We start from the raw sequence: 5,300 nt of genomic DNA, 5'->3' as shown, positions 1-5,300 counted from the left end.
TGTTATGCTACCACCAGGTGCCTCTTTGATTCCAGAAAGGGGTTGTTTCTTCTGCCAGGGGTAGATATAGTTGCGCCCCTCCCAAGCCATTGAGCGGCAAGGGAGATTACCGGCGAAGTAATCAGTCAGGATGGTTTTATGTCTGCACAGCCCGTAGATATTCAAATTTTTGGCCGTTCCTTAAGAGTAAATTGTCCGCCTGAACAGCAAGATGCGCTGAATCTGGCCGCCGAAGACCTTAATCAACGGTTGCAAGATCTTAAAGTTCGCACTAGAGTCACCAATACTGAGCAATTAGTTTTTATCGCCGCGTTGAACATCTGCCACGAGTTAGCGCAGGAAAAGATGAAAACCCGTGATTATGCCAGTAATATGGAACAGCGTATCCGTATGTTGCAGCAGACCATCGAGCAGGCACTGCTTGAACAAGGTCGCATTACGGAAAGAACCGGAACGCAATTCGAATAACACGTTAACGTTATCTGTGTTAAAGTAACGGTGATGTAAAAAATTCTCTGAGGTGTTTGCAAGCGGGCCAGTCCCCTGAGCCGATATTTCATACCAAACAGAGTGTGGCGCTCTGTAACCTGTGTGCATGCTCGGTCCGTCCGAGAAGCCTGATGGTTATGACGGTACACTCACCTTGAACCAAGGGTTCAAGGGTTACAGCCTGCGGCGGCATCTCGGAGATCCCCTTCTATACCCCCTGACAAGCTCTGCTTTTCCTGATGCTTTCAGGTTCCCTGCTCTTAATTAAGCCTCCGACACGGTGAAACTGATGACCCTCAGCCTTCTCGATCGTCAGGATATTCGTACTCATATCCGCCATTTGCGTCGTGAGCTGACGCCCGACCAGCAACATCTGGCTGCCGTAGCGGTCGCCGACCATGCGCTTAGCTTCCAGCCCGTCCAGCAAGCCCGCAAAATCGCGCTGTTCCTGTCATTTGACGGCGAACTCAATACTCGTCCATTGATCGCCAAACTCTGGCAGCATCATCAGGAAGTCTACCTGCCCGTATTGCATCCTTTCGCACGCGGCCAGCTGCTTTTTCTGCGCTACGACACGAAAACGCTGTTAAAACCTAACCGCTTGCGTATCCCTGAACCGCCGCTGGACATACGCAATCTGGCGACGCTGGACGAGCTGGATATCATCATGGTGCCGTTAGTCGCATTCGACCGCTCCGGGCAGCGTTTGGGGATGGGCGGCGGCTTTTATGACCGCACCTTGCAGCACTGGCCGCAACATGGCCTGTTGCCGATTGGCCTGGCACACGACTGCCAGCAGGTAGAAGCCTTGCCCGTAGCGGAATGGGATGTGCCGCTGCCAGCGATAATCACGCCTTCGCGGCTCTGGCAGTGGCAAGAGCGGTAGCGTCAGCAGCGGCGGTAACAGATGTGATAGCGGGAGCAGTTGTAACAGGAGCGGTCGTGCCAATCACAATTGCAACGGCAGTATTGATAGCAGGGTCAGAGCCAATGAGAATCTACTACTGACAGCAACGCCATAGCCGCTGGCAGCGGCACTATTGGTCACCGGGACATCGCCGCTGACAAAGGCACAGTTGATAGCCATGTTCTGGCCGCTGGCAAAGGCACTGTTAATAGAAGCGCCCTGCCCGTTGGCAAATTCACTGTTGATAGCAGCGCCCTGGCCGTTGGCAAAATCACTGTTGATAGCAGCGCCCTGCCCGTTGGCAAAATCATTGTTGATAGCAGCACCCTACCCGCTGGCAAAGGCACTGTTAATAGCAGCGCACTGCCCGTTGGCAAAATCACTGTTGATAGCAGCGCCATAGCTGCTGGCGGACGCACTACGGGTCGCAACGCCATGCCCGTGGCAGTGGCAGTGGCGCTTTTGATAGCAATGCCAAAGCGGGTAGCTGCGGCAGCAAAGGCGTCCCACGAGCGGGGACGCCGGGCGTCATCAGTAAAGTAAACGAGCGCGGATAGTACCTGGGATCGCCTTCATCAGCTGAATCGCATTATCGGCCACGTCTTTGGTCGCATCGATATCAATGACCACATAACCCATCTGCGGCGTGGTTTGCAGATACTGTGCGGCGATGTTGATGCCCTGGCCAGCAAAGATATTGTTGATGGCAGTCAACACGCCAGGACGATTCTCGTGAATATGCAGCAGACGACTTTGTTGTCCATGCATCGGCAGGGAGACTTCCGGGAAGTTAACCGCTGACAGCGTCGAGCCGTTATCAGAATATTTCGCCAGTTTTCCCGCCACCTCGATACCGATATTTTCCTGTGCTTCCTGCGTTGAACCGCCGATGTGCGGCGTCAGGATCACGTTATCAAATTCACACAGCGGCGAATTAAACGGATCGGCGTTGGTTGCCGGCTCTTCCGGGAAAACGTCGATTGCCGCGCCGGCCAGATGCTTGTCTGCCAGCACTTTACACAGCGCCGGAATATCTACCACGGTGCCACGGGAAGCGTTGATCAGCAGCGAACCTGGCTTCATCATTGCCAGTTCTTCTGCGCCCATCATATTCTGGGTAGAAGCCGTTTCCGGCACGTGCAGACTGACCACGTCACTCATATTCAGCAATTCGGAAAGGTAGCGAACCTGCGTCGCGTTGCCCAGCGGCAGCTTGCTTTCGATATCATAGAAATAGACGTGCATCCCCAGGCTTTCCGCCAGCACGCCCAGCTGCATACCGATATGGCCATAGCCAATAATGCCGAGTTTTTTGCCGCGTGCTTCATAAGAACCGACCGCCAGCTTGTTCCAGATACCGCGGTGTGCTTTGGCGTTGGCTGCCGGTACGCCGCGCAGCATCAGCAGCAGCTCGCCGATCACCAGTTCTGCTACGGATCGGGTGTTGGAGAATGGCGCATTGAATACCGGGATACCGCGTTTTTCTGCCGCCTGCAAATCGACCTGGTTAGTGCCGATACAGAAACAGCCAACCGCCACGAGTTTTTCTGCCGCGGCAAAGATCTCTTCGGTCAGGTTGGTACGCGAGCGGATGCCAATAAAATGCGCATCGCGGATCGCTTCTTTCAGCGCTTCGCTGTCCAGGGCGCCCTTGTGAAATTCGATATTGGTGTAGCCTGACGCCCGAAGATTTTCAATCGCACTCTGGTGTACGCCTTCGACCAGCAGGAACTTAATCTTGTCTTTCTCCAGTGATACTTTTGCCATTTCCCGACCCTATTCAGCAGACTTCAGAAGTGGCTGACCCGGTGTGTGATAAGTCAGCCTTCTGTCAAAATATCAAAATTTACGCTCGCAGCAATACAAACGATTGCTTTCAGGCCAGTATGGCTACAGCGCGCATCAGCATAAATTGGCAGATAATCATGGGACGCGAAGCATCATCAGCAGGATCGCGAAGCCGGGGGAAATTCCGTGACATAAGTCACCAAATTTAATGCGAAAAAGAAAAGGTATTTTTTTCTAAAAATTAACCGGCGCGATAGCCTCGCCGGTAAGATCGTTTTTCTATGACTTATGACCGCCACCATTAACATTTGCGGCATCTACCTTTCCCGCGGGAGCGGTCAGGCTACCGCCTTACTCACGCAATGTCTTTACGCCGTTCGCCGTGCCGATTAGCGCTACGTCCGCGCCACGGGTAGCGAAAAGCCCTACCGTCACTACGCCAGGCAGAGCGTTGATGGCTTTTTCCAGCGTGACGGCATCCAGAATTTTCAGGTTATGCACGTCCAGAATGACATTACCGTTATCGGTGACCACATGCTGACGGTATTCCGGCAGGCCACCCAGCTTGACCAGCTCGCGCGCTACAAAGCTACGGGCCATAGGAATCACTTCCACCGGTAGCGGAAACCTGCCCAGTACGTCGACCTGCTTGGATTCGTCGGCAATGCAGACAAATTTCTTCGCCACCGCGGCAATGATTTTTTCACGGGTCAGCGCCGCGCCGCCGCCTTTAATCATCTGCATTGCGCCGTTGATTTCATCAGCGCCATCAACGTAAACCGACAGCGAGTCGACCTCGTTCAGATCGAAAACCGGGATGCCTAAGCTTTTCAGCCGGAGCGTGGAGGCTTCCGAGCTGGAAACTGCGCCCTCAATCTCGTTTTTGATCGAGCCCAGCGCATCAATAAAGTGAGCGGCGGTCGATCCGGTGCCCACGCCAACGATAGTGCCACGCTCAACATAGTTTAACGCGGCCCAGCCAACGGCTTTTTTCAGTTCATCCTGCGTCATGGTAAGTTTAGAATCCGTGCTGCTACTGTGTGGCGACAGTATAAAACAACCCTCGCTGAAAAAACCGCTCCGTGACGCCATTTGTTGTCACTCTGGAAGCAAGGCCGCAAAACCGTGCCGCCGGGTTTAAGCGCAGGGCAAAATGGCAAAAATATGGCATAGTGCAGATTCCACACCTGAAAGAGAGCTAAAACAACAATGAAACGCCCGGACTATCGAACGCTTCAGGCGCTGGATGCGGTCATTCGCGAGCGCGGTTTTGAACGCGCAGCGCAAAAGCTTTGTATCACTCAGTCAGCCGTTTCCCAGCGTATCAAGCAGCTGGAAAATATGTTTGGGCAGCCACTGCTGGTGCGTACCGTACCGCCTCGTCCTACCGAACAGGGGCAGAAATTACTGGCGCTACTACACCAGGTCGAGCTGCTGGAAGAAGAGTGGCTGGGCGGCGATGACAACAGTGGCACCACGCCATTGCTGCTGTCACTGGCGGTGAATGCGGACAGCCTGGCGACGTGGCTGCTGCCTGCCCTGAAAACGGTGCTGAGCGATTCCCCGGTGCGTCTGAATCTTCAGGTGGAAGACGAAACCCGCACGCAGGAACGCCTGCGGCGCGGCGAAGTGGTCGGTGCGGTAAGTATTCAGCCGCAGCCGCTGCCAAGCTGCCTGGTAGACCAGCTCGGCGCGCTGGATTATCTGTTTGTCGGCTCGAAAGAGTTTGCCGCACGCTACTTCCCAAATGGCGTGACCCGTTCCGCGCTGCTAAAAGCGCCAGCGGTGGCGTTCGATCATCTTGATGATATGCACCAGGCGTTTTTACAGCAGAATTTCGATTTGTCGCCCGGCAGCGTACCGTGCCATATCGTGAATTCGTCAGAGGCTTTTGTGCAGCTGGCGCGCCAGGGCACCACCTGCTGTATGATCCCGCATCTGCAGATTGAACGAGAGCTGGCGGAAGGCGAACTGATCGACCTGACGCCAGGCTTGTTCCAGCGCCGTATGCTGTACTGGCATCGATTTGCGCCGGAAAGCCGCCTGATGCGTAAAGTCACCGACGCGCTGATTGCTCACGGCCATCGTGTCCTGCGCCAGAGCGAATAGCGCCCCG

The 5,300-nt window shown here is 54.6% G+C and carries 5 protein-coding genes and 1 other RNA gene; 4 read left to right on the top strand and 2 right to left on the bottom strand.

Annotation, left to right across the window (positions count from 1 at the left end):
- Positions 1–138 precede the first annotated feature (138 nt).
- The 3 genes from zapA (at position 139) to RTK32_RS03445 (ending at position 1,375) form a co-directional block, all read left to right on the top strand.
- Positions 139–468, top strand: a complete 330-nt coding sequence (zapA, locus tag RTK32_RS03455) for a cell division protein ZapA (RefSeq protein WP_125287340.1) — start codon at positions 139–141, stop codon at positions 466–468.
- 41 nt (positions 469–509) lie between these two features.
- Positions 510–694, top strand: a non-coding RNA gene (ssrS, locus tag RTK32_RS03450) — 6S RNA.
- An 84-nt stretch (positions 695–778) separates the two neighbouring features.
- A complete protein-coding gene (locus RTK32_RS03445) occupies positions 779–1,375 on the top strand; it encodes a 5-formyltetrahydrofolate cyclo-ligase (protein ID WP_312042115.1) in 597 nt (198 codons plus the stop codon).
- Between the two features lie 552 nt (positions 1,376–1,927).
- Here RTK32_RS03445 and serA read toward each other — a convergent pair.
- Positions 1,928–3,163, bottom strand: a complete 1,236-nt coding sequence (gene serA / locus RTK32_RS03440) for a phosphoglycerate dehydrogenase (RefSeq protein ID WP_312042114.1) — start codon at positions 3,161–3,163, stop codon at positions 1,928–1,930.
- Positions 3,164–3,535: 372 nt separating this feature from the next.
- Entirely contained in the window at positions 3,536–4,195 is a 660-nt protein-coding gene (gene rpiA, locus RTK32_RS03435) for a ribose-5-phosphate isomerase RpiA (protein WP_312042113.1), read from the bottom strand.
- A gap of 198 nt (positions 4,196–4,393) precedes the next feature.
- Here rpiA and RTK32_RS03430 point away from each other — a divergent pair, with 198 nt between their 5' ends.
- Positions 4,394–5,293 carry a LysR family transcriptional regulator ArgP gene (locus RTK32_RS03430; protein WP_312042112.1) on the top strand — a complete coding sequence of 300 codons (900 nt, stop codon included), beginning with the start codon at positions 4,394–4,396 and terminating at the stop codon, positions 5,291–5,293.
- Positions 5,294–5,300 lie beyond the last annotated feature (7 nt).

The sequence above is a fragment of the Erwinia sp. genome, from assembly GCF_031978025.1.
Classification (GTDB): Bacteria; Pseudomonadota; Gammaproteobacteria; order Enterobacterales; family Enterobacteriaceae; genus Erwinia.
The sequence above is the reverse complement of the archived record's forward strand: the minus strand, read 5'-3'. Positions and strand labels throughout refer to the sequence as shown.